The sequence below is a fragment of the Gardnerella sp. KA00243 genome (assembly GCF_049244105.1).
GTDB classification, from domain to species: Bacteria; Actinomycetota; Actinomycetes; order Actinomycetales; family Bifidobacteriaceae; genus Bifidobacterium; species Bifidobacterium leopoldii.
This window is the reverse complement of record NZ_CP058375.1, coordinates 482,165-508,270: the sequence shown is the minus strand read 5'-3', so window position 1 is coordinate 508,270 and position 26,106 is coordinate 482,165. Positions and strand designations below refer to the sequence as shown.

Below are 26,106 nucleotides of genomic sequence, written 5' to 3'. Positions count from 1 at the left end.
GAATTGCCTCAGCAGTTTTGCAATCATGGAGCATTTTTATTTACGAATTATCGCAAAAATATAAAAATATTAAGAGAGAGTTTTATTCACGCACAAGCATAATGTGGTCAACGCTGTCTAATGGAGATACGCGGAACAAAACAAAACGATTGCCAATTACTTGCACGACTTCGGCGCCGAGCTTTTGAGCAAGTGCATCAGCAGCTTCTTTAGCGCTTAATCCGGAACCATCTTGCACAGAGCACTTCATGAGCTCGTGGTACTGCATGGTTTCGTCTGCTTGCTTCACAGCTGCATCAGTAATATCGTTCTTGCCAACGTATAAAAGTGGGCTAAGCGTATTAGCGAGCGCGCGGAGCTGCTTAATCTGCTTTTTTGTCAATGCCATAAGGCGTCCTTTCAAATGCAAGTTTTATAACGCAAATATTACATAAATTACATAGTGCTTAACGGATTATACAGTATATTGCGAATTGTTGCATGTGATAATACAAATTTATTTACTGTGCATTGTGTATTTATTACGCGCGCTGCAAAAGTGTGAAATATTTTCAAAATTTTATTACAAAGGTAGCATTTTGCACACAATAATCGCGCTTACAACACCAAGAGTAACTACTGATAGCAGCACATCTTTTATACGCATTTTCCATGAGTGCAAGTGAGTTCTTTCAGCTCCAGGCGTGTAACAGCGTGCATCTAATGCGAGCGCAAGAGTGTCAGCATGGCGAATTACTCCTGCAAAACCTGGCACTATTAAAGCTGTTATAGCGTGTACTCGTTGCTTAAAAGAACCATCTCGAATGCTACTTCCTCGAGCGATTTGCGCTAGTGCCACAGAGTGCGCTTCTGCACTGAGTGTTGGTAAGAACCGTAGTGCTAGGCTCATAATAAGTGCTATTTCTTGCGTTGGTATTCCAATATGTCGAAGTGGTGATAGTAATCGTGTGCAAGATTCGTTAAGCGTTGTCTGACTCATTGTTAGTACTAGAATTGCTCCAATGATAATAACAAGCGAGAATCGTGTTGCAAAAAGTATTGCGTAATTAATTCCATCAGTTGTAATAGGAATAGTTGCAATATTTGCTAGCACTGTGCCGGTTCGCACTGCCAGAATGTTAAGTAATCCGGAGAAAACAAATACCGCAATAATCATGTGCAGTGAAGCAATAAGCTTAACAAATGGTATTTTTGCAGCAACAGTTAGAGTAAATGTTACAAAAGCAAGAATAGCTAACTGTATGTAGTTAGTAATACTAAAAGCACTTAGCATAAGAATAAAGCATGATAGCAGCGTCGCGCGTGGGTCAAAAGATTTAAGTAGCGAAGTTGTTTTTGCTTTTGCGGAACTTTCTTTGTTTTTGTTATTTTCAGTATTTTTTGCTGTGTTGCTTGCTTTATTATTTGCTTTTAATGTTACTAATCTTGCGCCTAAATCTTCTACTTCTTGAAGATTATGCGTAATAAGTATTATGGTTACGCCTTGATTGTGTAGCATTCCAAGAATTTCTCGAATACGTAACGCAGCTTCAAAATCTAATCCAGCTGTTGGCTCATCCAGTACGAGCACGCGTGGCTTGCAAGCTAAAACGCCAGCTATTGCAACAAGACGCTGCTGACCTCCAGAAAGCGCAAAAGGTGATTTTTCAGCCAAATTCTCAAGGCTCAATAAGCGTAGGGTTTCATCCACACGTTCTTTAAGAGCATTGCCTTTCAGCCCAAAATTTTTTGGCCCATACGAAACATCGTTCCGTACTGTATCAGCAAAAAGCTGTTGTTCTGGCAGTTGCATAACGTAGCCAATTGTTTGATGTAGCTTTTGTCGTATTATTTTAGATGTTTTACCTCTAACAGATATACCATGCACTGTTATGTTTCCTGAATTGGCTTTTAACAATCCACACATTGTTTTAACAAGAGTTGATTTACCGCAGCCGTTTTCGCCCATTATTGCAACTGTTTCGCCACTTTTAACAGTGAGTGAATAATCGTCAATAACAGCTGGAGAAGTTTTATCATATTGAACAGTTAGTCCGGAAATTTCTACAGCGATATCTGACTCATTTTCTTTGAATCTGCTATCTGTTAAGTTTTTGTTCTTGCTGATTTTAGTTAAATGATTATTAGCCAACTCAATATTAGAAAGGTAAGTTTTTAAACCATTAAAGCTTACTTCTTTCAGAATGCCATTTTTTAGTAGAAGTATGCGATTTGCTCGTTTGCATTCCTCAAAATTGTGTGTAATTTGAACAATAGTAGTGCCATTTTTATGCAAATTATCGAATAAAGCATCAACGTCTTTGCGAGCGAACGAGTCGAGCATAGAAGTAGGTTCGTCAAGAACAAGCAGTTTAGAATTCATAGCAATAGCGCTTGCTAAAGCTACTCGTTGCTGCTGTCCGCCGCTCATAGTGCTAGGGTCAGCGTAACGCTTATCTTCCATGTGAACAGTTTTTAAAGCTTCACTGATACTCTTATACATTGTTTTTCGAGAGAATTGCAAATTTTCTAGTCCGAAAGCAACATCTTCTTCAGTAATTGTTGTAATAATCTGGTCTTCAGGACTTTGGAAAAGTGCGCCAATATATTTTCGTGCATTTTTATATGATTCAGCACAAGCAGTAGTATTTTCAAAAACTTTTTCACCGCATAATGTAACGTAACCGCTATCTGGTGCCGTTAAACCTGCAATAATTTTTGCCAAGGTTGACTTACCAGAACCGTTTAATCCCACAATTGCCACGCGCTCGCCAGCATTAATTGTAAGACTTAAATTATTAAGCGTCCAAGTTTTTCCATCATCGTAGCTAAAGCAAATATTTCGCAACACTACTTGCGCATTGTTTTCAATCATGTGCTTTTTAGCTTCGTTCATGCTACTACTTGTGCTGATATTATGCATAATTATGCCGCTTAGAATTATTATTTATTTTCGTGTAGCAGGTTGGAAATTGGTTTGTAAATAAGCATAGTTACTACAACGTGAAGTGCAAGTTTAATAATATTAAACGGTAGCAGTGCTGGAATAATAAGAGCCACAACCTGTGAAACAGTCATGTGAGCATAAAGTGGCGTAATAACAAGATTTCCAGCTATTGCAAGAGCAATAGCAATAATTGATCCTGCCAAAAGTCCGATTATTGCGCCTTTTCTGGTATGCATTTTTTTGTAAATTAATGCCGCTGTGACGCTAGCTCCTAAAGATACTAGCACTGCCATAACTGTGCCTAGTGGATTGGTAAATAAGTGCGGTGCGAAACCTAGTATGCTTACTATTGCTGCAGCTGCAGGACCATATGCGAATCCTGCAACTAGGCATACTATTCCTGAAGGATCATATTTTAAATACGACAAGTCTGGAATAAGTGGAAATTCTATGAAACTTACAGCCATTGAAAGTGCCACGAATAGAGCGTATTTTGCTATTTTTTCGCTAGACCAGTTAGAGTTCTTTGCATAAGTTTGGTGATTATTTGTATTAGAAATGCCCATGATGGGTCTCCGTTTCTTTCATCCGGACTGTAACCGTTGGCTTCGGAATTTAACCGAATCAGCAGCTTGTAAGCCGCTCGCGGGCTTCAAAAACGCATGAAATACGTATTTTGTTACCGCCAGTAAGGATTTTCACCTTCCCTGAAACTAACTATTCTTTTGTATCTCATGCTAAGAACATTGTTGTGATAATTGTGTGGCGAGGGTAGGTGCGAGAATACAAGTATGAGCAATACGAGTGCATCAAAAAAAATTACTACTAATAACGCAACTAGCATTGATAAATTAGCTATTGTTGTTGTCACTTATAAGCGTCAAGAGCTTTTGGAGAATTTATTCCATTCGTTTGAATGTTTAAAAGAATGCCCTTGGCGTATTGTCGTTGTTGACAATGAGTGCAGTGACAAAACCGGCGAAATGGTTGCTCGTCTTGAAGCTTCTTTAACTAATCGTTGGGGTAAAGCTCAAAAAGATTGTGAAGGCAATGAACTTCATGTTGTGTATGCTCCTCAAGATGAAAATCTTGGTGGTGCTGGCGGTTTTAGTGCTGGTGTTAAAAAAGCTTATGAACTTGGAGCTAAGTGGTTCTGGGTTATGGATGACGATGTTGAAACAGTGCCTGAATCTATTGAGCGTCTTGCTCCTTGGACTAAGCGTCATGCTGTTGTTCAAGGAAGTCGTTTAGATTATGACGGTGGTAAATTCTACTGGCAGTACGATTTTTTGGTTCCGCTTGGTATTCCAAATCCTATTGCGCCTGCTGCTTTCGGCAGAGCTGGATACAAAGTTATGAATACGATGTGTTTTGAGGGCGGTTTGATTCGTCGAGATATAGTTGAAAAAATCGGCTTCCCGGATTCGCGCTACTTTATTTACTGGGATGATACTACTTACGGGTATCTTGCGAGTAAGGTTACGAATCCTATTGTTGTTCCGGATATTATTCTTCGTCGCACTCGTGATATTCCTAATTGGGATATTGCAGGAGTGCGTCAGCTAAATTCAACATCGGACATGAATCGTTATCATATTATGCGAAATAGAGGCTTTATGGCTCGCTACTTTATGGTTCATGGCGATTTTCGTCCGTTTATGTTTGCGCTTGGAACTGCTTTAACAGCTGCTAAAGAGCTTATTCGTTTGATAGCTGTCGATCGTGAGCATATTATTTCGGGTATTGGTAAATTGTTTACCGGTTGGATTGATTCTCGAAAAATTTTGCACGATCAAGACTGGAAACCTATGCCTTCGTTGAAGTAGAAGTTAGTAAACAGTAAGCGTGTCGTATCAAATATACGATAGAATACTGGTAATTGTCCATACAGCACACATTCAGAGGGGAGTGTTAGTGAAATGATTGACACTGCACAAGCATTTGGCGTCGATATTGGTGGATCCGGTATTAAGGCTGCTCCAGTAAATTTGGAAAAGGGAGAGTTCGCAGAACCTCGATACAAAATTCTCACTCCTACGGTTTCTACGCCTCAAGCAGTTGCAGATATTGTTCGTCAGCAGCTTGAACATTTTGAAGTACCTGCAGATGTTCCTGTTGGAATTGCATTCCCTGCTCCAATTAAGCCTGGTAAGAAGCTCGATTTTATGGCAAATCTTGACCAGTCTTGGATTGGTGTTGATGTTACTGAAGTCTTTAGCGAGGCTTGTGGTCGTCCTGTAACAGTAGTTAACGATGCCGATGCTGCTGGTTTAGCTGAGCAGCGTTTTGGTGCGGCGAAAGACAAGGATGGCTTGGTTATTGCTACTACTCTTGGCACTGGTATCGGCACGGCTTTGATTTACAACGGTGTGCTTATTCCAAACACTGAGCTTGGTCATATTCAGCTTGAAAAAGGTAAGGGCGATGCTGAAAAGTACGCTGCTTCTTCTGTTCGTGAAAAGTTGGATATGGGCTATAAGAAGTGGGCTAAGCGTTTGACTAAGTACTACGGCCTGATGGAAAAGTATTTCAACCCAGATTTGTTTGTTGTCGGTGGCGGTGTTAGCCGCGTAAGCGAAAAGTTCTTGCCGCATATCGATATTAAAACTCCTATTGTTGTTGCAACATTGCATAATGAGGCTGGAATTATTGGTGCAGCTTACTATGCAATGCAAAAGATGCAGCAAAACTAAAAAATAACTAAATATTATTTGTTATCTATTGAGCTGGGTGAGCAGTTTATGCTGCAGCCCAGCTTTTGTTATGCCAAGTGTTAGGGTAGTTTCGTGCGATTTTCTTCTAGAATAGATGTGAGTGAGCCAAATCCTATTATTTTAGCTCAGCGAAAAGCTATTTTTAATGGTGTAAAGCTTACTAAATTAAACGATTCCAATCCAACGTCTCACGGCTTAGCGCCTAAATGTTTAAGTGGACGTTACACGGCAGACCCTAGGGGTCCTAAGGAAATTCGCGATATTCTTTCAAACTTTATCAATAAGCGAGATAACCGCACTGAAAAGTCTGTTCCATCAAAGCTTAATCCAGATCAGCTTTATGTGCTTTCTTCAACTTCTCAAGCTTACGCATGGCTTATGATGCTTTTATGTGATGCAGGGGATGCCGTTATGGGACCGACTCCTGGATATCCTCTTATAGAGTCTATTGCGCGCTTGCAATGCGTGAATGCAATACCGTATCCTTTGCACTATGATGGTTCTTGGACTATTGATATTGCGCGTGTTAGAGAACTTTTAGAAGATGTGTCTTTGCGTATTAAAGCTCTTGTGCTTATTAATCCAAATAATCCTACAGGCTCATATGTCAAGCCTGAAGAACGTGGAATACTATTGCAATTATGTCGTGATAATGGTGTTGCGATTATTGCAGACGAAGTATTTTATGAATATTCGCTTGAACCTTTTGCTGGAAATGCTCGTCTTGCTGGAGAATCTTCTACTTTAGTTTTTGCGCTTGATGGATTCTCCAAAATGCTTGCTGCTCCTCACGCAAAAGTTGGTTGGATTGAAGTTTCAGGTCCTAAAGATGATGTTTATGAAGCACAAAAAAGGCTTGACGTTATAGCGGATGATTTTTTGCCTATTGGTAATACTGTTTCTGAGCGAATACCAGAATTATTGCAATATGCATCTTCTCAAAACGTTATTGTACGAAATCGTATTATTAATAATCTGCATACGCTTCGAGAAACGTTGGCATCCACGCCTAAATGCTGTGTTAGCGCGTTGCGTGCGGAGGGCGGATGGAATATTTTATTGCGTGTACCATCTTGCATTGACGATGATGTATTAGCTTTGAGATTGATGAAAGATTATAATTTAGTTTCTCAACCTGGATATTATTTCGATATGCCAGTTAATGGGTATTTAGCATTGTCATTATTGCCAGAGCCGCAGCAGTTTATTAGCGGATTGCATGCGCTTCTTCGAACTGTAGATGCATTGTTAGAAGAATAGTAATTATATAAATAATTATTTAAAACAATGTCATCCAACTTCTAAACGCGAACCATAAGTTTGGGTTAAAACGAAGCGTGCTGTCTTCACGTCCTGTAACAAACCAACTGAGTACAGCGATAGAAATAGAAGCAAATAGCAATACTGCTACAAGTAAGCGTATTGTGTAAGCAATAGTTTTTTTATGTAAAGAATTTTCTGATTGCAAAGTGGATGCATATTCTAAAAGCAAGCTAATTCCAATTGCGGCAGCTATAGCAAAAGACCACGCAAAATCAGCAATATATCTCCATCCGATACCAGCTTTTAAGCTGTCAAAAACAATAAGAACAAGCCCAACTATTATAGCTATTACGCTTGTTTGCCAAGCAATATGCGTGCGGCAGCGTTTTTTCATAATAAATACGCATATTATGCCAACTAATGCCAATGGTGAAAGTGTAAACATTCCGCCAATCATAGGCTCTGCATATTGCCAACGGTCAAATGCAATAGGCTGAATACCAATCCAAGGAAAAGTTGGAATAAAACGCAAAGGTAGCGCAATATAGCTGAAAATAGACGGCAAAATATTTTGTGACGGCAAACGCATAGTCGTCATGTCAGTAATAGTTATTTGATACTCATTGCCAAAATTTAACGGTGAGCCAAAGCGCAAAAGATTATAAACGCCAAATGGAATTGCAGTAATTACGCATGGCAGTATCCAAGCTGCAAAATATTTAAAAGGCTTATGCCATGAAGAAACTTTTTTCCAGTTGCGCAAAATATTTGGTAAATCTTTTTCTATATGCGAATAAATTGCAGGAAGTGCAAAAAGAACAGCTATAGAAAAAGTAGGTCTACATCCTAAATTTAATGCAATAAAGAAAGAACCTAAAACAATATTTAGCAAAGAGTGTGTTTTTATTAAAACCTAGGTAGCACCACAATCCAAGAGATGTGAAGAAAAGTGAGGCTGCCATAGGTACGGAATAAAATGACGTTCTAAACCACAAATACACTGTATTTGAAGTAATGAAGAATAAAGCAAGAACAATGGATGTCGTTCCTAAAGATACTTTTTTTGAAGTCTGCTCAATAATTCGAATAACCAATAGGGAGCCTGCGATAAGAAAACCAATTAAGAATATTATCGTAGCTACTGTTGTTGGAAGCATAGAGCCTTCAGGAGTCCATAGTCTTGAAATAATGCGATAAGGCAAAAATAGCAATATTGCTGGAAGAACTCCGAAGTAGGAATACCAGTGACCTTTGTAGTATGCGTAATCCCAATACATATGTTGTACTGAGTGGTTTAACAAATTATTTCTAGCCGTAGGGTCGTAAGGATTTTGCAAGTGTTCTAACTCATTAGGAACAGGAAGATTTAAATGCACCTGACCTTTTAACAATGCGTCTGCAGTGTGGGCATATTGATCAAAATCATATGCATAATTACCGTTTGTGTAAAAATGCATAGGAGTTGCGTTTCGTAAATTCCAAAAAATAGTTATTAACCCAACAGCAATAAATGGAAGAAGAGAAGCAGCAAAGCAGCAACGTTGAATAAGACTATGAGTGTTGAGTTTAATTTTCCAAAGCTTGGACCAAGGATTCCAAAGCGTAACAAGAAATGCAAAAATAGCAAGTATTAATACGCGACCCCATGACCACCTAAAAGGCACTCGAACGTTTGCTCTTGAGTCTTCAATATTCAATATTGATCCTATTGGATGTTGCAGCCACACTCTAACAATGCAAGATTTTCCTACTGCTTGTTTTGGAAGTTTAAGCAAAGATGGGTTTAGAGAAGCAGTGTTTGTGCTTTGAGGTTTGCTTAAGTATTTGTTTGCTTCAACTAAAACATTGATGTTTGAAATAAGATTATTATTTTTGCTTTTCTTTTTAATAATCGCAGGCTCTAAGCGAATATAAGGCGAACTTCCATCGGATGTTACTTCTAAATATGCTTCTGAAGGATCCGTTATAAGAATGCCGCCGGAAGCTAAGCGTCTAATTCCAGAACCTATATCGTTGTGTGCAGAAATGCTATCTGTGCTTCCTGTAACACTACTCCAAAATGGCAGATTTCCAATAGAACATTCAAATAAGGTTATAAGAATTATTACGATGAATGGTATTCGCAAAAAATGTAGCGTACATTTTATGCAATGTTTGTCAATTTGATTGCTTATACGACTGTTGTCACTATTTGCCGTATTTGGCAAAGTCTTAGACGCGTACGTTGAAATCACTGCTTAACCATTCTATTGCACAATTCAAGTAATTCAGTTCAACATTTTACTCTTCGGCAACTAAATCGAGATATTCGTCATTCCACAAGTCTTCGTCGCCATCAGGCATGAGTAGCACTCGCTCAGGTTGTAAGGCTTGAACTGCACCCTCATCGTGTGTAACAAGAACAATTGCTCCCTCATACTTTGCAATAGCTTTAAGTATTTCATCTCGAGATGCTGGGTCTAAGTTGTTAGTAGGTTCGTCTAGTAGTAGCACATTGGCCTTGGAAGTGACTAGTGTTGCAAGTGCTAGACGCGTTTTTTCGCCACCTGAAAGCACTCTTGCAGGCTTCATTGCGTCGTCGCCGGAAAACAGGAAGCTGCCAAGCATAGAACGTGCTTGCGTGTCATCCAGGTTTGGTGCAACATGCTGAAGGTTTTCCAAAACTGTAGAATCCAAGTCTAATGTATCGTGTTCCTGTGCAAAATAACCGATTTTGCATCCGTGTCCGTATTGAACTTCACCAGTATCTGCTGTTTCTTCTCCTGCCAAAATGCGTAATGTTGTTGTTTTTCCAGCACCGTTATAGCCTAGAATGACAACGCGTGAACCTTTGTCTATAGCAAGATTAATTCCAGCGAAAACAATATTAGAACCATACGCTTTGGAAATATCTTTTGCCATAATTGGAGTTTTTCCGCATGCAGCTGGTTCTGGAAAACGAATATCTGCAACTTTTTCTTGTTTTTGAGCTTCACTTGTTTCGCTTAATAGGCGTTCAGCTCTTCGCATCATGTTTTGAGCAGCAACTGCTTTTGTAGCTTTAGCATGCAAGCGAATGCCTTGTTTCATAAGGCGTTCAGCTTTCTTTTCTGCAACTTCTCGTTCGCGACGACGTCTTTCTTCGTCTACTACGCGCTGATGCAAGTATGCTTTCCAACCCATTGAGTACATGTCTATTTTTGCAAGTTGCGCATCTAAATGCCATACTTTGTTGACTACTTCGTCTAGTAATTCTGTGGAGTGAGAAATTACTAGGAATCCGCCTTCAAATCGTTTAAGATAATTGCGCAACCATATTATTGAGTCTGCGTCTAAGTGGTTTGTAGGCTCATCGAGAATTAATGTATCTGCGTCAGAAAACAGAATTCTAGCAAGTTCTATGCGGCGACGTTGACCACCTGAAAGTGTTCCTAAAGCTTGTTGCATAACTTCTTGTGGAAGTCCCAAGCTTGTTGCCATCGATATTGCTTCAGATTGCACTGAATAACCGCCTGCTTTTTCAAAATCTTGCATTGCTTTGTCGTAGCGGTTCATAGCTTTAGTCATTATGTCTGGATCTGGATCTGTCATTTCTTTTTCCGCTTTGCGAATACGCGAAACGATAGAAGCAATATCTCGAGCACTCATAATGCGATCTATAACACTTTGCTCTGGGTCTGCTGCGTGCGTGTCTTGAGGTAAGTAGCCTAAACCTCCACTAACTCTAACCGAGCCTCCTGCTGGCAGCATGTCTCCTGTAATAACGCGAGTAAGCGTAGTTTTGCCTGCGCCGTTTCTGCCGACTAAACCGATCTTATCTCCCTTTGTGACGTGAAAATCGGTAGGATTTAACAGCGTTCGCGCACCAATCTGAATGGTTAAAGCTTGTGCGTCAATAGGCATAATGTCTGTTCCGTTCCCCAAAATTTAGGCTGTTAGTATTTATTACTTATAAAAGTCATAACCAAACTCACCATTATACTGCTTACTGGTAACGAATACAGCATGTGGTTGATAGTCAAATACTTTACTTTTTCGAACACTTGTTCTATAATTTTCTTGTTAGTAATAAAATTGGGTATTGGTTGGGAATATTCAAGTGATTATGGGGAAGTGTGGAGGTAATTGTGTCAAAACAGGCGAATGAACAAAATGACTCGTTGCAAGAATTGCTTGATAATGCTCCTATGAGCGCTAACAACGGTACTTTTATAGCTGATTTATCTAGTATTCCTTCTGAATGGAAAATAACTATCCAGGGTGCTAGAGAGCATAATCTAAAAAATGTAAGTTTATCGATTCCTAGGAATCGTATGGTTGTTTTTACTGGTCTTTCTGGATCTGGTAAGTCCTCGCTTGCGTTTGATACGCTTTTTGCAGAAGGTCAGCGACGCTATGTTGAGTCGCTTAGTGCTTATGCTCGCCAATTTTTAGGACGTATGGATAAGCCTGATGTTGATTTTATTGAGGGCCTAAGTCCTGCTGTTTCTATTGATCAAAAAACTACGAATCGTAATCCTCGTTCTACTGTTGGAACTATTACAGAAATATATGATTATTTGCGATTATTGTTTGCTAGGATTGGTGTGCCTCACTGTCCTGAATGTGGTCAAATAGTAAGCTCTCAAACTCCTCAGCAAATGACTGATTCGTTGCTTGCTATGCCAGAACGTACGAGGTTACAAATTCTTGCTCCAGTAGTTCGTGGTCGTAAAGGAGAATTTAAAGACACGCTTGAGCTTTTGCGCTCAGATGGTTATGCTCGTGCGATTATTGACGGACAAATGCATGAGCTTTCTGAAGATATTACTCTTACTAAACAGAAGAAACATACAATTGAAGTAGTAGTAGATCGTTTAGTTATTAAAGATGGCATTCGTGTTCGATTAACTGATTCGATTGAAACAGCATTAAAACTATCTAAGGGAGTAGTAATTGCTGATTTTGTTGACGAACCAGAAGACTCACAAACGCGTCGTAAATCATTTTCGGAGCATCGCGCATGCCCAAATAATCATCAATTAGAGCTTGATGAGATTGAGCCTAGAACATTTTCATTCAATGCTCCTTATGGTGCTTGCTCTGAATGTTCTGGCATTGGATACAATCTCGAAATTGATCCTGAACTTGTTATCCCAGACCCAGACAAATCTCTTGCGCAGGGAGCTATTGAGCCGTGGGCAATGAATAAGTCAGCTGGAATGTATTATCAGCACATACTTTCAGGACTTGCTAAAGATTTGCATTTTGATATGAATACTCCGTGGAAGGATCTAGCGGAAGACGTTAAACATGACATCATGTATGGTCATGATTTCACAGTTCAAGTTTCCTACACAAATAGGTGGGGGCGTCAGCGTGAATATTCTACTGGCTTTGAAGGTGTAGTTCGTACGCTTATGCGCAAACATGACGAAACTGATTCTGATCAAATGCGTCAATATTATGAGTCGTATATGCGTGAAGTTCCATGCCAAAAATGTATTGGAAAGCGTTTACGTCCAGAAGTTCTTGCAGTTACAGTATCTAATACTTCCATAGCTGAAGTTTGCGATATGCCAGTAGAGCGAAGTCTAGCATGGGTAAATGCTTTGCATTTGGATGGTTCTCAAGCAGTAATTGCAACAGAAATATTAAAAGAGATTCGTGCTCGACTTGGTTTTTTGAACGATGTGGGTTTAAGCTATCTCACTCTTTCAAGAGCTGCAAAAACTTTGTCTGGTGGAGAGGCTCAACGTATTCGTTTAGCTACTCAAATTGGATCAGGTTTAGTTGGTGTTATGTACGTGCTTGATGAGCCGTCTATTGGATTGCATCAAAGAGATAATGAGCGTTTGATTGCAACATTGCATCATCTGCGAAATCTTGGTAATACGCTTATTGTTGTCGAGCATGATGAAGATACTATTCGTCAGTCCGATTGGCTTGTTGATATTGGTCCAGAAGCTGGCGAGCATGGAGGAGAAGTAGTATATTCAGGTCCGTCTGATGGAATTATTAAAGCTCAGCGTTCAATTACTGGAGATTATATTGCTCACAGACGCTCAATAGATGTGCCAAAACAACGTCGTAGTGTAGACGAAAATCGTATGCTCCATATAATTAATGCCCATGAGCATAATTTAAAAAATATTGATGTAAGCATACCTTTGGGAGTATTCACATGCATAACGGGTGTATCTGGATCTGGTAAATCAACACTTATAAACTCAATTTTATATCCTGTTCTTGCAGACAAACTAAATGGTGCTCGAATTGTTCCAGGAAAGCACAAACGTATTGATGGTATTGAGCTTTGTGACAAAGTAGTGCATGTCGATCAGAATCCTATAGGAAGAACTCCTCGTTCTAATCCAGCAACTTACACTGGTGTTTGGGATAAAATACGTTCATTGTTTGCTCAGACTCCAGAAGCAAAAGTTCGTGGCTATGGTCCTGGTCGCTTCTCGTTTAATGTTAAAGGAGGCAGATGTGAAGCATGCCATGGCGACGGTACTTTAAAAATAGAAATGAACTTTTTGCCTGACGTATACGTAGAGTGTGAAGTTTGTCATGGTAAACGTTATAACCGTGAAACTTTGGAAGTTACATATAACGGAAAGTCTGTTGCAGATGTTCTTAATATGCCTATTTGTGAAGCTGCAATATTTTTCAAAGCATATCCTTCTATTTCTCGATATTTAGATACTTTAGTAAAAGTTGGCTTGGGCTATATTCGTCTTGGTCAAAGCGCAACAACGCTTTCTGGCGGTGAGTCTCAACGAGTAAAGCTTGCTACAGAGCTGCAGAGAAGATCTACTGGTAAAACAGTTTATATTCTTGATGAACCTACTACTGGACTGCATTTTGAAGATGTTAGGAAACTTCTAGCGGTTTTGCAATCTCTTGTAGATAAAGGCAACAGTGTTATTGTAATTGAACATAATCTTGATGTTGTGAAATCTGCAGATTGGATTATTGATTTAGGTCCAGAAGGAGGAGATAAAGGCGGAACCTTAGTTGCAGAAGGTAGTCCTGAGAGCGTAGCGCGTAATGGCGAGAGTTGGACAGGTAAATTCCTTAAGCAAATGTTACATTAAGCGTTCAAAAAAGTTACCGATCTGTAATTTGCTGAACTGAGAAATTTACTCGACAAATCTTATGAATAGTTGCATAAATCTTGTTTAGGAAAGGAGGTGAAAATGAAAGATAATGATCTTAATAAAAATTCTTATAAAGCATATGATTTGCAAGAAGAAAATAGGATGAGAGATAGTGAAAAATGGCGTAAAACGCAAGCAATAATAGATGAACAGTTTTCGAAAGATTCATCATTTGATGATGAAAGAGTAAATGCATTAGGAGCTCCATTGCTTGGTGATACCCGTGATTTATTCCGTCCAGCTTCTCGTGATATTCCAGCGCAACCTGGAGTATACAAGTGGCGTGATGGCGAGGGGCGAGTTATTTACGTTGGAAAAGCAAAAAATTTACGCAATCGTTTAGCGAATTATTTTCAACCTCTTTACCAACTTCATCCTAGAACTCAATCTATGGTTCTTACAGCTCGCAGTTTGGAATGGACTGTTGTAAGCACTGAATTTGAGGCTCTTACACTTGAATATACTTGGATTAAAGCTTTTAATCCTAGGTTTAATGTAGTTTTTCGTGACGATAAAACATATCCTTATGTTGCAGTTTCGCTAGAGGAAACTTTTCCAAGAGTATGGATTACTAGAAATCGTAGTGCGCGGCATGCTAGATATTTTGGTCCGTATGCAAAAGTGTGGCCTCTTCGTCATAGTTTAGATTCTTTACTTAAAACTTTTCCTATTCGCACATGCTCATCCTCTGTTTTTAGCAAAGCTCATAGGACTGGTAGACCTTGCTTATTTGCTTCGATTGGTAAATGTTCAGCTCCTTGTATAGGAAACATAGATCCTAGCGAACATCGCAAGATGGTAGAACATGTAGTTGGCATACTTACAGGCAGTGTTGGAGAGTCTTATATTTCACAAATTAAGAATGAGATGAAAGAAGCAAGTGAAGAGCTAGAATTTGAGCGTGCAGCTAAATTGCGTGACGAAATTGCTGTTTTGAACACTATTTTGCAACAAAATGCAGTTGTGTTTGACAATGATGTAGAAGCAGATGTTTTTGGATTCTGCGGAGATGAGCTTGAAGCGTCAATTCATGTATTTTTTGTCAGAGCTGGAATGATTCGTGGAGAGAAAAATTGGTCGGTAGAACGAAATGAGCATATCAGTGACAGTGATCTTATAGCTGATTTATTAACTCGCGTATACGCAGAATATGAGCAAAATTACACACAAAACCATGAAGATACTATTAGCATTAAGAAAGTTCGCGACGCTGTTAGCTCTACGCAGCAAGCTACTGCAACTGATGTAATATTGCGAGCGCAAGCTACTAAAACTCGTCGTGAACGTCAAGAGAGAACAGGTCGTGAGGATTTACTTGCTCCTATTTCGCCTGTTCCTCGTGAGATTATAGTTCCAATTAAAATTTCTGATGAACGTAAGCAAGAGCTTGAATTGTGGCTTAGCAATATTCGTGGTTCTCAAGTAAGTATTAGAGTTGCAGAGCGCGGAGAAAAACGTGCTCTTATGGATCGTGCAAACGATAATGCTAGTCAGGAATTGAAACGAATAAAATCTAGCCGTATTAACAGCATAGATATGAGAACAGAAGCTATGAACGAAATAGCAAAAGCGCTTGGAATGAGTAAATCTCCTTTGCGAATTGAATGTTATGATATCTCAAATACAGTTGATGGCAGTTATCAAGTTGCTTCTATGGTTGTTTTTGAAGATGGTGTTGCTCGTCCTAGTGAGTACCGTCATTTTGCGGTTCGAGGTGAACATGGTGATGGTAAAATAGATGATTTAAGTGCTGTTTATGAAACATTATTGCGAAGGTTTAAGCATAAAGATGTTTATGCAGAAAATAGGCTTGATGCATCAGATTCATCAGATACATCAGATACATCTGACTCATCTGATATTAATATTTGCGATGCTAACAGTATTTCTAATAAGCATTTTTCAGGTAATTCATTGACTAGTGCGCGGCATTTTGCTTATAAACCTCAATTAATTATTGTCGATGGAGGAAAAGAACAAGCAAAAGCTGCTAAAAGAGCTATGAGAGATGCTGGCGTAAGTGATATTACTGTTTGTGGTTTAGCTAAGAAGCTTGAAGAAGTGTGGCTTCCTGACGAAGATTATCCAATCATTTTTAAGAGAAGCTCAGAAGGATTGTATTTATTGCAGCGTGCTAGAGACGAGTCTCATCGTTTTGCTATTTCGTATCATCGTAAATTGCGAAGAAAAGGTTCATTGCATTCTACTTTTGATGCAATTCCTGGAATTGGAGCAGTGTATCGCAAGCGTTTGCTTGCATCTTTTGGTTCAATAAAATCTTTGAAAAATGCTTCATTAGAAGATTTGCAAAAAGTACCTGGAATTGGCGAGAATAAAGCAAAAGCTATATACAGTGCTTTGTGTAAAAATAATGATAAATAGCTTTTGAATTACTATAAGTCTTACTATGAGTCGTAACTCGTCAGCATAAGGCACTAGCCTAAGAAGTATGTCTCAGGAAATTGAAATTGGTTTGGGCAAAAAAGCCCGAGTTGCATATTCGCTTGACGATATTGCTATTGTTCCTTCGCGCCGCTCGCGTGATCCTCAAGCTGTATCTACTTCATGGCAAGTAGATGCTTACACGTTTGATATCCCAATTATTGCTGCTCCGATGGATTCTGTTACTAGCCCGGATACTGCGATTGCAATTGGTCAAATGGGTGGTCTTGGAGTTCTTGATCTAGAAGGTTTATGGACTCGATATGAGAATCCAGAACCTTTGTTAAAAGAAATAGCTGAGATGCCGTCAAATATTGCAACCCGCCGCATTCAGGAGATTTATACTGAGCCAATCAAACCAGAATTGATTGCAAAGCGTTTGCATACAATCAGAGATGCTGGAGTGACAGTAGCAGGAGCTCTTTCTCCACAACGCACGCAAGAATTATATAACACTGTGCTAGAAGCTGGTGTTGATTTATTTGTGATTCGCGGAACAGCAGTATCTGCGGAACATGTTTCTAAAGATCATGAACCTCTTGATTTAAAGAAGTTTATTTACGATCTCGATGTCCCTGTTATTGTTGGAGGTTGCGCGGATTATACTTCTGCTCTTCATTTGATGAGAACTGGAGCTGCAGGTATTTTAGTCGGATTTGGCGGCGGAGCAGTATCCGCAACAATGAATACTTTAGGTGTGCAAGCACCTATGGCTACTGCCATTGCGGATGTTGCTGAAGCTCGTAGGGATTATATGGATGAATCCGGCGGTCGTTACGTGCAAATTATTGCTGATGGAGGAATGGGTAATTCCGGCAGCTTTATTAAGGCTCTTGCAGTTGGAGCTGACGCAGTTATGCTTGGTACTCCATTAGCTCGCGCAACTGAGGCTCCTGGTCATGGCACTCATTGGGGTGCTGAGGCTCGCCATTCATCACTTCCTCGTGGCATGCGCTCAAATGTTGGCACTGTGGCTCCGTTAGAAAATATTCTTTTCGGTCCAAGTCATGAAGCAGATGGTACTACAAACTTTGTTGGTGCATTGCGCAGAACAATGGCTTCTACAGGTTATGTTGATGTTAAGAGCTTCCAGCGTTGCAACGTAGTATTTAACCCATTCCATCAGGATATTCGTTAGTGTTATAAGTATGATGCTTATTGCATAAAATATGGCGGTTCAGTAATTTGCTCTGAGCCGCCATTTTTGTTTTCAAAATTGTTATATCTATATGAACATTCTATTGATTTATGCATAAATATGATTTTTTAGCTATATTTGCTATTCTTTTAAACCGTAATGTGTATAATTCAACACGCATAAAATCGTTTATTTTCAATAAAAACGACGAATATTTTGTAATTTATCCACATTTTTATTAATTACGCAGTTAGAGAAAAATTACGTTGTAAGCTTTTATCTAAACTCGTTTAGTTTGTAGAAATATAAGCTTAACAAGTTTTAAATAACAACAGTTTTAAATAATTGTTAAAACAGGAGAGAAACATGAAGATAGATTTTGCTGATGCCTATGGCATGGAAGATAACGATTACAGTGATGATGAGCTGAAAGATAAGTCCTCAAAGACTAAGAAAAACAATGACGAGGATCCTCCACATGTTTTCTGTAGACCTCGTATTAGCTTGCCTGTATATGAGGGTGAAGTTAGTGTTGGTTTTTCGCGTGAATGCTTGAAATACCATGTTGGAATGTGTTATTTCGACAGTAGAGATGAGCAGGCTTTTGTTAATTTAGCTTTAAAAACTTGTCAAATTGCTTGCATAGCTGCAGATATTTCGAGAGGTAGGCCTATTTCTCCAGCAATGTCGCAGCTTTTAACAAAAAGTTGTATTACTAAATTAACTAACATGTGGAAACTGATGGATGAGTATTTCACTGATAATAACGATTCGGAAACTCGCTCTGCTGTGCGTAGTTTTCCTGCAGTTCCGAGTTTGTTTAATGGAATGTTAGTCAGCCCGAATCATTTTGAAGGTGTTGTGCGCATTTGTGCAGGACCTGTGAAATACTGGGCGTCGTTATCTTTGGAATTGAAAAATAATCGTTGGATTTGCACGTATGCAGATCTAGGATAAAATCGTCGCTTATAGTAGGTAGCTGAAATAAGACATCTATGATAATGCGTTTGAAGACTTATGTACATATATTCAAATAAATATGAGCCCCTTATTGCTTGATTTGCTGATTTTTCAACAATTTTAGCAATAAAGGGGTTCACTTTTGTAAGATTAAACATTCTAACTTGTACGACTTGTAGAATCTAAGTTTTTTCCCAGTGTTTGTTTGTAAATGACAATATTAAGTATTATTTTTTGTACTTCGTGCAGTCGTGTCGATTCTGTTATCAAGTACAATAAATAATATGCTCCGAGAATTTGCTGTAGAAGCCATTCACCCAACTCAAGACGGTGATACCATTTATTCCTTACTCGCCAATCGTGCTATGCGTAGCCCACAAGATTTGGTTGCTCAATGGCAAGACGATGAAACTCGTCGTTGGCATGATGTTACTTCATCTGAAATGCTCGCGAAAGTTCGTGCAGTAGCTCGAGGCTTAATAGCACTCGGAGTTCAGCATGGCTCCAAAGTTGTTATTTACTCTGCTACATGTTATGAGTGGGGTATTGTCGATTTTGCTTGTGCATGTATTGGTGCTGTAAGCGTTCCTATTTATGAAACAGATTCAGCATTGCAGGCAGCTGACATTATCGATGAAGTTAAGCCAGTTATTGCTTTTGCTGGAGACGATGCGCATGCTCAATGCTTAGAGCGTGTTCGTCAGGATCATAAACATATAACTTTGAAAACCGTATTTAATTTCAAAGCTGGTGGCTTGGAAGCAGTTGTTGATTTTGGTAGATCTATTACTGAGGATGAGCTTAATAAAGCTGTTGATGTTGTTAAGGCAGATGATTTAGCTACTATTGTTTACACCTCTGGCTCGACTGGTAGACCTAAAGGCGCAATGCTTTCAAATCGTAATTTTACGCATATTGTTTTTGCTGGTTACGATGTTCTTAACGATATGTTATGCAAACCAAATCGTTTGCTTTTATTCCTTCCATTGGCGCATTGTTTTGCTCGGTACATTCAATATGTTGCTATTGGTGCTCACGGTGTTATTGGATATGTGCCTAATGCTAAGCATCTTTTGGCTGATTTACGTAGTTTTAAGCCTACGTATTTACTTGGCGTGCCTAGAGTTTTTGAAAAAGTTTATAATGCTGCGTCACAAAAAGCTGGTGCTGGCATAAAGGGTCGTATCTTTGCTAAAGCTGTAAAGCATTTCATTCAATGGTCTCGCGACAATGTTGAAGGTAAAACTCATTCTCTTGCTGCACGCATGAATCATGCGATGTACATGAAAACAGTTGGTTCTTCTATTCGTTCAGCTTTAGGTCCTAATCTTTCATGGTTAGCTTGCGGTGGAGCTCCAATGGATGCTGATTTGGCTCATTTCTTTAATGGTCTTGATGGTATTACTTTTATTCAAGGGTATGGAATGACTGAAACTGCCGCTCCTTGTGTAGTTAATTTTGAGCATGCAAATCAAGTTGGATCTGTAGGTCGACCTGGTCCTGGTATAGCTATCCGTCTTGCTGACGACGATGAAGTGCTTATTAAAGGTCCTAACGTATTTATGGGATATTTCAATAAGCCTGAGCTTACTGCAGAAGTTATTGACGAAGATGGATGGTTGCATTCAGGCGATCTTGGCTCAATAGATGATGAAGGATTCTTGTCTATTACTGGTCGCAAAAAAGATATTATTATTACTGCCGGTGGCAAGAATATAAGTCCTGCTCCTATGGAAGGTATTATTGCTCAATGCCCATTAGTTTCTCATGCTGTAGTAGTGGGCGATGGTAAGCCATTTGTTTCTGCTTTAATTGAGCTTGATCCAGATATGGTTCGTTCTTGGCTAAAGAATAAGGGTATGGATGTTAACCTTACTATGAGTGAGATTGCTACTAACGAAGCAGTGCGTTCAGTAATTCAGCAATTTATTGACCAAGCTAATAGTACTGTTTCTCGCGCTGAGTCTGTTCGTAAGTTTGTTATTTTGCAAGATGAATTTACTCAAGATGCTGGAACCTTGACTCCAAGTATGAAGATTGTTCGTCCGAAGATTCTTGCTCGCTATGCTGATATTATCGAAACGCAATTGTATGCTCCAAAGCCTAATACTCGTCCTTTGCCAGCAACTGTAAAGATTCTCGATAAAACTACTGAGACTGTTAAGCAAGCACAGGAGACTGTTAAGCAAGCTCAGGAAGCTGTAACTCCTCGAGTACGTCAAGCTATCGATCAAGCTGCGAATCATTTGAAGCGTTTTGGTGAAGAATCTTCATCAGATTCCTCTTCGACATCGCATAGTGATCATAATGAACATGTCGAGTAAAAAGCTTACATATTTGTAGTTGTTTTTTCGTTATTCCTACTTACATAAAAGAAAGAGTAATCGAGTGTCTATTAGAAAAATTCGTATTGTTCCGGATCCCGTATTGCGAACTCCTTGTGATGAGATTCGTGAAATTACGCCAGCTGTGAAACATTTAGTTGATGATTTATTGGAAACGGTAAATGATCCAGGTAGAGCTGGATTGTCTGCTAATCAGATTGGTGTAAGTTTTAGAGCTTTTTCTTACAATATAAATGGTCGAATTGGCTATATTCTAAATCCAGTAATTGAAGAGCTAAAAGGTGAACAGTACGACGACGAGGGTTGCCTTTCTGTTCCGGGATTATGGTACAAAACTAGGCGTGCAAATTATGCTAGAGCTCGTGGAATTGATTTAGATGGTAAGACTGTAGTGCTTGAAGGTGAAGGTCTTATGGCTAGAATGATTCAGCATGAGTGTGATCATTTAGATGGTCATATTTATTTAGATAGGCTTGAAAAGGATGTGCGCCGTCAAGCGTTGCGTGAGTTGCGCAATAATATGCGTAGCTAAGTTTTAGTTTTTATGCGTTATGTGTAAATAATTTTTTAAAAGTTATCGGCATTTTTGTTGCTTTTATTGCTACAAGGATGCCGATTTTTGGTATTGAGTATCTGATATAATCACTCTCTGCGTGTCCATTTTGAGCATGAGTATTGCCGCGTTATATGATTGCTCGCTTTTTATTGTCTACACGGATTCGCAAATACGCGCCATGTACGCGTCCGTTCGTGTCGGTCGGCTTGGATTTAGGCATGTGTCAGCCAAGTTGCATGCGAACAGACATGGCCAGGAAATAACCGACAAGAAAGGTATATAGATATGGCACAGATTACCATGAGCGAAATGCTGAAGGCTGGTTTGCACTTCGGTCATCAGACTCGTCGCTGGAACCCAAAGATGAAGCAGTTCATTCTTACCCAGCGCAATGGTATTCATATCATCAATTTGTTCAAGTCTCTCGACATGATCGACAAGGCTTATGACTTCATCAAGCAGACTGTTGCTCACAACGGCACTGTTCTCTTCGTGGGCACTAAGAAGCAGGCTCAGGAAGCTGTACAGAATCAGGCAACTCGCGTAAACATGCCTTATGTTTGCGAGCGTTGGCTTGGCGGTATGTTGACCAATTTCCAGACTGTTTCTACTCGCGTAAAGCGCTTGAAGGAACTTGAGGAAATGGACTTCAGCGATGTTCGTGGATCCGGCTTGACTAAGAAGGAACTTTTGCTTCTCGAGCGCGAGAAGGACAAGCTTTCCAAGCAGCTCGGTGGTATTCGCAACATGAACCGCACCCCATCCGCCATGTTCGTTGTTGATATTAACAAGGAAGCTTTGGCTGTTGAAGAAGCCCATAAGCTTGGTATTCCAGTTGTGGCAATTGTTGATACCAACACTGATCCTGAGTCTGTTGAGTATCCAATTCCTGCTAACGACGATGCTATTCGTGGCATTGAGTTATTGACCAGCTTGATGGCTGATGCTGTAGCTGAAGGCTTGCTTGAGCATGCCGGTAAGGGCGCTAAGTCTGAAGGTAATGATGCTCAGCCAATGGCAGCTTGGGAGAAGGAATTGCTCACCAAGGAAGGCGAAGCTGAAGCTAAGCCTGCCAAGGAAGAAAATACTGAGGCAAATGCCTGATAAGCTAATTTGCAACCAGATTCTTATCTAGAAGCTGCAAAATCCAATTGATTTTGCTTTTTGCAGCTTTTAAGAATCATATTGATACGAGGAGAACAAAATGGCAGCAATTACTGCAGCGTTGATTAAGCAGGTGCGTGAAGAAACCGGCGCCGGCATGATGGACGTTAAAAAGGCTCTTACTGAAGCTGAAGGCGACGTTGCCCGCGCTAAGGAAATCATCCGCGCTAAGGGTATTCAGGCAGCTGGTAAGCGTGAAGGTCGTAAGGCTCAGGAAGGTACCATCGCTTCTAAGGTTGTTAAGTCTGCTGAAGGCGAAACTGGTTACGCAGTTGAGTTGAATTCTGAAACTGACTTTGTGGCAAAGACACCAAAGTTTGTGGAATTCTCAAACACTGTTCTTGACCATGCTGTTGAAGCTAATGCTTCTACTGCTGAAGAAGTACTTGCAGCACCAGCTGATGGCGCAACTGTTAAGGAATCTGTTGAAGAAGCAGCAGCTTTGTTTGGCGAGCACGTCAAGGTTGGTCAGGTTGCTAAGGTAAGCGGTCCACACGTTGAGATTTATGCTCACAAGAAGTCTGTGGAATTGCCTCCAAGCATCGTTTCCATGATTGCTACTGACGAGGCTGGTGCAAAGGTTGCTCACGAAGCTGCTTTGCAGATTTCCGCTATGGGTGCGCAGTGGCTTCGCCGCGAAGATGTTCCAGAAGAAGTTTTGGAATCTGAGCGTCGCGTTGCAACCGAGAAGTCCTTGGCTGAAGGCAAGCCAGAGAAGATTGTTCCAAAGATTGTTGAAGGACGTATGAACGCTTTCTTCAAGGAAACTGTACTTCTCGAGCAGGCATACGTTAAGGATCCATCCAAGAGCGTTGGTGACTTGTTCAAGGAAGTTGGCGGCACCGCTCTTGCCTTTGCTCGCGTTGAGGTTGGCAAAGGTGCTGCTGAATAAGCACTAATTATATAAGAATTTATTTTTGTTCTTGTATATAGGGTTGCGTGCACAAGTTGTGCGCAACCCATTTTTTATATTCATTTTCCAGCTTAACGTGCGTTTTGAGTGTCGTTATTGATAGATAAACTGACAAAGATATACCTCATTCGCCGTTATGACTGGAGGAATCTGTATGGCTATTGCACAAACGGATGAAGGAAAGTCCCGTAGGGTTTTATTAAAGCTTTCTGGAGAAGCATTCGGTGGTGGCGCTGTTGGTATTGATACTAATGTTATTCGTAGGATTGCTGGCGAAATAGTAGCTGCAGTGAATCAAGGCGTTCAGGTTGCTATTGTTGTCGGCGGCGGTAACTTCTTTAGGGGAGCAGAACTGCAGCAAGCAGGTATTGATCGTAGCCGTGGCGATTATATGGGTATGTTGGGCACTGTAATGAACTGCTTGGCTCTTCAGGATTTTCTTGAGCAAGCAGGGCAAGCAACTCGCGTACAAACTGCTATTACAATGGGTCAGGTTGCAGAACCTTATATTCCGTTGAAAGCAATTCGTCACCTTGAAAAGGGTCGTGTGGTTATTTTTGGTGCTGGTGCCGGAATGCCATATTTTTCTACTGATACTGTTTCTATTCAACGTTCATTGGAAATTCATTGCGATGAAGTTCTTATGGGCAAGAATGGTGTGGATGGCGTATATAGTGCTGATCCTCGTAAAGATTCTACTGCTCGTAAGTTCCTAACATTAAACTACAATCGCGCTATCGTTGATGGTTTAGCTGTTATGGATGCGTCTGCGCTTTCTATGGCTCGCGATAATAATCAAAAAATTCGTGTGTTTGGTCTTGAGGGCGAAGGTAACGTAACTAGTGCTCTTGTTGGAGAATCTATTGGCACATTAGTGTCTAATGCAGAGCCAACATTTGCTTAAATATTATAAAGGAGAACACATGTCAGCAATAATTGATCAAGCCCGTGAACAGATGAATAAGTCTGTTGAAGCTACTAAAGAGAATTTTATGGGTATTCGCACCGGTCGTGCTAATCCTGCTTTGCTAAACGGAATTATGGTTGATTATTATGGTGCTCCAACTCCAATTAAAGCTGTTGCATCTATTGGTGTTCCAGAGCCTAGAACTCTTTCAGTTACGCCTTTTGACGCTTCTCAAGCGAATGCTGTTGAAAAGGCTATTCGCGATTCTGATTTAGGTGTAAGCCCTAATCATGATGGCAATGTTATTCGTGTTACTATGCCAGAGCTCACGGAAGAGCGTCGCAAGGAATACGTCAAGCTTGCTAAGAATAAAGCAGAAGAAGGCAAAGTTGCAGTTCGCAATATTCGTCGCAAAGCTAAGGAATCTATTGACAAGTCTGTTAAAGATGGTGAACTTGGCGAAGATGAAGGCGATCGTTTACAAAAAGAGCTTGATAAAGTAACTAAGCAAGTTACTGATTCTTTAGACGTTTTGCTTGAAGGTAAGCAAAAAGAAATTATGGAAGTCTGAGATTTTTGTAGTTTCAAACTGAATGGGTGCCGTATGAGTCAAATAAAACAGCATAATTTTGCCAATGAAGTCAGTAAAGCAAATGCTGAAAAAACTGCATCAGAAGTAGGATTGTCTTTTGACAAAGCAGATACTGCTACACATGGCACCCATGAAACTTTAAGTGATATTAATCGTCGCACGGGCAGGAATATGCCTCAAGCAATTGCTACTGCCGCAATACTAGTTGTAGCAATTGTTTCTTGCTTAATTATTAGCATTGATGTCTTTATAGTGCTTATGGCCATTTTTATGGTTCTGGCATTGTGGGAATTACATGTTGATTTTGCAACTCTCGGTTTGCGTATTCCTTTCGTAACGTTATCAATATGTTCGCTTGTAACTATTTTTGCAACATACTATGCAAAATGGCATGCTGTTGCTATGGCTAGTGGAATTACTGCATCTTTGCTTCTTACAGTAATTTGTGCGACTCTTAGCAGTACTATTTCAGATAGAACGATGCAAGCTGTAGAAAAAAAGCTCGATGGTTCTAACCGCTCATCATACGAACATACTTTATTTACGAATACGTCTGTTTCGCTATTCGTGGTGTTGTACATTCCACTTTTAGCTTCTTGCATTGTATTAGCTCTTACAAATACAAAATACGCAGTTGCTCACGCTATGCTTTTGGTATTTTTACCTGCATTAAGTGACACTGGCGGATTATTTGCTGGTGCATGGTTGGGCAAACATAAGCTTTCTCCGCGAATCTCTCCTAAGAAGTCTGTAGAAGGCTTAATAGGCTCAATGCTTTTTGCAATTATAGGAGCATATGCAATTATTGCAGGTTTTTATGGTTCTTCTTGGTTCAATTTCTGGTGGATGCCATTAGTCATGGGTATTTCTTCTGGAATTATTGGCACATTCGGTGACTTGTGTGCCTCTATGCTTAAAAGAGATATTGGTATTAAAGACATGGGACATTTGCTAAAAGGTCATGGTGGTGTTCTTGACCGAGTAGATTCTATTTTGCTGTGCGGTCCTGTGCTGCTTGTGCTTTTGCAACTTGCTCATTTCTGAATTTATCTGTCGCAATCGTGG

At 39.9% G+C, this 26,106-nt stretch carries 18 protein-coding genes, 1 pseudogene and 1 riboswitch; of the genes and pseudogenes, 14 read left to right on the top strand and 5 right to left on the bottom strand.

Features of this window, described 5'->3' with window-relative positions:
- Window positions 1-82: 82 nt before the first annotated feature.
- The 3 genes from HXT50_RS01995 to HXT50_RS01985 form a co-directional block, all read right to left on the bottom strand.
- Window positions 83-388, bottom strand: a complete 306-nt coding sequence (locus HXT50_RS01995; protein ID WP_012914205.1) for a YhbY family RNA-binding protein — start codon at window positions 386-388, stop codon at window positions 83-85.
- A gap of 174 nt (window positions 389-562) precedes the next feature.
- A complete protein-coding gene (locus HXT50_RS01990; protein WP_421776963.1) occupies window positions 563-2,875 on the bottom strand; it encodes an energy-coupling factor transporter ATPase in 2,313 nt (770 codons plus the stop codon).
- A gap of 47 nt (window positions 2,876-2,922) precedes the next feature.
- Window positions 2,923-3,492 (bottom strand): ECF transporter S component, encoded by a 570-nt coding sequence (locus HXT50_RS01985; protein WP_004574293.1) that lies wholly within the window; start codon window positions 3,490-3,492, stop codon window positions 2,923-2,925.
- Between the two features lie 6 nt (window positions 3,493-3,498).
- Window positions 3,499-3,645, bottom strand: a riboswitch (FMN riboswitch).
- A 72-nt stretch (window positions 3,646-3,717) separates the two neighbouring features.
- Here HXT50_RS01985 and HXT50_RS01980 point away from each other — a divergent pair.
- From HXT50_RS01980 to HXT50_RS01970, 3 genes are all read left to right on the top strand, one after another.
- Window positions 3,718-4,752: a glycosyltransferase family 2 protein gene (locus tag HXT50_RS01980; protein ID WP_004106577.1), complete on the top strand. Its 1,035-nt coding sequence runs from the start codon at window positions 3,718-3,720 to the stop codon at window positions 4,750-4,752.
- Window positions 4,753-4,845: 93 nt separating this feature from the next.
- Complete coding sequence (gene ppgK, locus HXT50_RS01975) at window positions 4,846-5,619, top strand: polyphosphate--glucose phosphotransferase (protein ID WP_004574289.1); 774 nt, start codon at window positions 4,846-4,848, stop codon at window positions 5,617-5,619.
- Between the two features lie 93 nt (window positions 5,620-5,712).
- Complete coding sequence (locus HXT50_RS01970) at window positions 5,713-6,900, top strand: pyridoxal phosphate-dependent aminotransferase (RefSeq protein WP_415688495.1); 1,188 nt, start codon at window positions 5,713-5,715, stop codon at window positions 6,898-6,900.
- Window positions 6,901-6,919: 19 nt separating this feature from the next.
- On the opposite strand, the pseudogene HXT50_RS01965 reads toward HXT50_RS01970, so the two are convergent.
- Window positions 6,920-9,137, bottom strand: a pseudogene (locus HXT50_RS01965) (beta-carotene 15,15'-monooxygenase).
- A 46-nt stretch (window positions 9,138-9,183) separates the two neighbouring features.
- On the bottom strand, window positions 9,184-10,785 hold the full coding sequence (locus HXT50_RS01960) for an ABC-F family ATP-binding cassette domain-containing protein (protein WP_012914200.1): 1,602 nt from the start codon (window positions 10,783-10,785) through the stop codon (window positions 9,184-9,186).
- Between the two features lie 284 nt (window positions 10,786-11,069).
- Here HXT50_RS01960 and uvrA point away from each other — a divergent pair, with 284 nt between their 5' ends.
- From uvrA to HXT50_RS01905, 11 genes are all read left to right on the top strand, one after another.
- On the top strand, window positions 11,070-13,961 hold the full coding sequence (gene uvrA, locus HXT50_RS01955; protein WP_421777141.1) for an excinuclease ABC subunit UvrA: 2,892 nt from the start codon (window positions 11,070-11,072) through the stop codon (window positions 13,959-13,961).
- Between the two features lie 102 nt (window positions 13,962-14,063).
- Window positions 14,064-16,406: an excinuclease ABC subunit UvrC gene (uvrC, locus tag HXT50_RS01950; RefSeq protein WP_421776962.1), complete on the top strand. Its 2,343-nt coding sequence runs from the start codon at window positions 14,064-14,066 to the stop codon at window positions 16,404-16,406.
- Between the two features lie 67 nt (window positions 16,407-16,473).
- A complete protein-coding gene (locus tag HXT50_RS01945; RefSeq protein ID WP_004106592.1) occupies window positions 16,474-17,604 on the top strand; it encodes a GuaB3 family IMP dehydrogenase-related protein in 1,131 nt (376 codons plus the stop codon).
- Between the two features lie 366 nt (window positions 17,605-17,970).
- On the top strand, window positions 17,971-18,561 hold the full coding sequence (locus tag HXT50_RS01940; RefSeq protein WP_004106594.1) for a hypothetical protein: 591 nt from the start codon (window positions 17,971-17,973) through the stop codon (window positions 18,559-18,561).
- A gap of 287 nt (window positions 18,562-18,848) precedes the next feature.
- Entirely contained in the window at window positions 18,849-20,888 is a 2,040-nt protein-coding gene (locus tag HXT50_RS01935; RefSeq protein ID WP_004106596.1) for an AMP-dependent synthetase/ligase, read from the top strand.
- A 64-nt stretch (window positions 20,889-20,952) separates the two neighbouring features.
- On the top strand, window positions 20,953-21,441 hold the full coding sequence (locus HXT50_RS01930) for a peptide deformylase (RefSeq protein WP_004106598.1): 489 nt from the start codon (window positions 20,953-20,955) through the stop codon (window positions 21,439-21,441).
- Between the two features lie 309 nt (window positions 21,442-21,750).
- Window positions 21,751-22,569, top strand: coding sequence for a 30S ribosomal protein S2 (gene rpsB, locus HXT50_RS01925; RefSeq protein ID WP_004574276.1), 819 nt, complete (start codon window positions 21,751-21,753; stop codon window positions 22,567-22,569).
- Window positions 22,570-22,669: 100 nt separating this feature from the next.
- Window positions 22,670-23,521, top strand: coding sequence for a translation elongation factor Ts (tsf, locus tag HXT50_RS01920; protein WP_004106601.1), 852 nt, complete (start codon window positions 22,670-22,672; stop codon window positions 23,519-23,521).
- A 175-nt stretch (window positions 23,522-23,696) separates the two neighbouring features.
- Window positions 23,697-24,446: a UMP kinase gene (pyrH, locus tag HXT50_RS01915; protein WP_004106602.1), complete on the top strand. Its 750-nt coding sequence runs from the start codon at window positions 23,697-23,699 to the stop codon at window positions 24,444-24,446.
- Between the two features lie 19 nt (window positions 24,447-24,465).
- Complete coding sequence (frr, locus tag HXT50_RS01910) at window positions 24,466-25,020, top strand: ribosome recycling factor (RefSeq protein WP_421776961.1); 555 nt, start codon at window positions 24,466-24,468, stop codon at window positions 25,018-25,020.
- 33 nt (window positions 25,021-25,053) lie between these two features.
- Window positions 25,054-26,085: a phosphatidate cytidylyltransferase gene (locus HXT50_RS01905; protein ID WP_012914196.1), complete on the top strand. Its 1,032-nt coding sequence runs from the start codon at window positions 25,054-25,056 to the stop codon at window positions 26,083-26,085.
- Window positions 26,086-26,106: the final 21 nt, after the last annotated feature.

What these genes read in the sequence shown, in the direction of transcription:
- uvrC (WP_421776962.1), top strand. Translation starts at nt 14,064, where the DNA reads ATGAAAGATAATGATCTTAATAAAAATTCTTATAAAGCATATGATTTG.
- HXT50_RS01905 (WP_012914196.1), top strand. Translation starts at nt 25,054, where the DNA reads ATGAGTCAAATAAAACAGCATAATTTTGCCAATGAAGTCAGTAAAGCA.
- pyrH (WP_004106602.1), top strand. Translation starts at nt 23,697, where the DNA reads ATGGCTATTGCACAAACGGATGAAGGAAAGTCCCGTAGGGTTTTATTA.
- HXT50_RS01990 (WP_421776963.1), bottom strand. Translation starts at nt 2,875, where the DNA reads ATGAACGAAGCTAAAAAGCACATGATTGAAAACAATGCGCAAGTAGTG.
- HXT50_RS01995 (WP_012914205.1), bottom strand. Translation starts at nt 388, where the DNA reads ATGGCATTGACAAAAAAGCAGATTAAGCAGCTCCGCGCGCTCGCTAAT.
- HXT50_RS01985 (WP_004574293.1), bottom strand. Translation starts at nt 3,492, where the DNA reads ATGGGCATTTCTAATACAAATAATCACCAAACTTATGCAAAGAACTCT.
- HXT50_RS01940 (WP_004106594.1), top strand. Translation starts at nt 17,971, where the DNA reads ATGAAGATAGATTTTGCTGATGCCTATGGCATGGAAGATAACGATTAC.
- HXT50_RS01935 (WP_004106596.1), top strand. Translation starts at nt 18,849, where the DNA reads ATGCTCCGAGAATTTGCTGTAGAAGCCATTCACCCAACTCAAGACGGT.
- ppgK (WP_004574289.1), top strand. Translation starts at nt 4,846, where the DNA reads ATGATTGACACTGCACAAGCATTTGGCGTCGATATTGGTGGATCCGGT.
- HXT50_RS01945 (WP_004106592.1), top strand. Translation starts at nt 16,474, where the DNA reads ATGTCTCAGGAAATTGAAATTGGTTTGGGCAAAAAAGCCCGAGTTGCA.
- HXT50_RS01980 (WP_004106577.1), top strand. Translation starts at nt 3,718, where the DNA reads ATGAGCAATACGAGTGCATCAAAAAAAATTACTACTAATAACGCAACT.
- HXT50_RS01960 (WP_012914200.1), bottom strand. Translation starts at nt 10,785, where the DNA reads ATGCCTATTGACGCACAAGCTTTAACCATTCAGATTGGTGCGCGAACG.
- frr (WP_421776961.1), top strand. Translation starts at nt 24,466, where the DNA reads ATGTCAGCAATAATTGATCAAGCCCGTGAACAGATGAATAAGTCTGTT.
- rpsB (WP_004574276.1), top strand. Translation starts at nt 21,751, where the DNA reads ATGGCACAGATTACCATGAGCGAAATGCTGAAGGCTGGTTTGCACTTC.
- uvrA (WP_421777141.1), top strand. Translation starts at nt 11,070, where the DNA reads ATGAGCGCTAACAACGGTACTTTTATAGCTGATTTATCTAGTATTCCT.
- tsf (WP_004106601.1), top strand. Translation starts at nt 22,670, where the DNA reads ATGGCAGCAATTACTGCAGCGTTGATTAAGCAGGTGCGTGAAGAAACC.